Origin of the sequence: Streptomyces sp. NPDC002130, from assembly GCF_040296465.1 — a bacterium.
Classification (GTDB): Bacteria; Actinomycetota; Actinomycetes; order Streptomycetales; family Streptomycetaceae; genus Streptomyces.
In genome coordinates, this window is the sequence record NZ_JBEOXI010001287.1 from 1 (window position 1) to 1,025 (window position 1,025).

A 1,025-nucleotide genomic window follows, 5' to 3' on the forward strand; every position below is an offset into this window, starting at 1 on the left:
AGGGATCTGCCCCTCGTCATCGTGTGACTCCCCTATCGGAAGCGCGGGTCACACGCGGCTCCATTTCTGGTGGGCCTGCCCGTTGCAGGTCCACATGCCTTTCCGGGAGCGTCCAACTCGGGGGTGTAGCTCCGAGAAAGGGCGCGCGGGTTCCAGAGGGCGGCTACATCCGGCTGCAGCTCGAGCGAGGGGATCACGGCGTGCGTCATGGAGATCGGGCATGCGTGACCCGGTTCGACCTGGGAGAAAAGCATGAATGCCGCGGCCCGAGCCACGTTGGCACCCGGCTTCGGGTCAGCCCAGGCAGAGGTGTGAGCACCGTGCGCAACGGCGGCAGAGATGATCCGGTGATACGACGGATGGTATTCGACCTCGTCGATGCGGTTTCCCCAGCGATCGAAGGTCTTCAATTCGGGGATCACCGTGTTGGCCAGCTCGGCGTCGTGCTGGAACCCGGCACTGCCGACCAGTTCACCGATATCGGTGAGTTCACTGGTGGCCCAATCGGCGTCGTGACGCGCGACGCCTTCGGCCAGGACCGTATCGAGCAGGAACTCGTTGACGTCCGTGCGCGGTACCGACTGGTTGAGCACTGCATGGGTGCGATGCGGCGCCGGGTGGGTGACGGTGTTCTCGGAGACAGTCTTCTCGGAAATATCAGTCATGACAGGCCTTTCAGCTCGCGGCGCGGATGAGGTGCTTCTGGATCTTGCCGGTCGGCGTGCGCGGAAGGATGGTCGCGAACACCACTTCACGCGGAATCTTGTAGCGCGCCAACTTGTCCGAGAGGTAATCCTTGATGTCGTCGGCGCTGATGACATCCGGTTCACGCCAGACGACGTGTGCGACGACGGTCTCGCCCCATTCTTCGTTGGGTTTTCCGACAACGGCGACGTCGACGACGTCCGGGTGGCCGGAGATCACGTCCTCGACCTCCTTGGAGTAGACGTTCTCGCCGCCCGTGATGATCATGTCCTTCGCGCGATCGACGATGAAGAGGTAGCCGTCCGCATCCTTACGCGCCA

2 protein-coding genes are annotated in these 1,025 nt (G+C 63.0%); both read right to left on the reverse strand.

What is annotated here, in order from left to right; genetic code table 11:
- Positions 1–32: 32 nt before the first annotated feature.
- Positions 33–665, reverse strand: coding sequence for a hypothetical protein (locus ABT116_RS50335; RefSeq protein WP_351648562.1), 633 nt, complete (start codon positions 663–665; stop codon positions 33–35).
- Between the two features lie 10 nt (positions 666–675).
- A partial coding sequence (locus ABT116_RS50340) for an AMP-binding enzyme (protein ID WP_502984125.1) occupies positions 676–1,025 on the reverse strand: 350 nt, incomplete at its 5' end.

Coding starts and splice junctions, on each gene's coding strand:
- ABT116_RS50335 (WP_351648562.1), bottom strand. CDS start 665: ATGACTGATATTTCCGAGAAGACTGTCTCCGAGAACACCGTCACCCAC.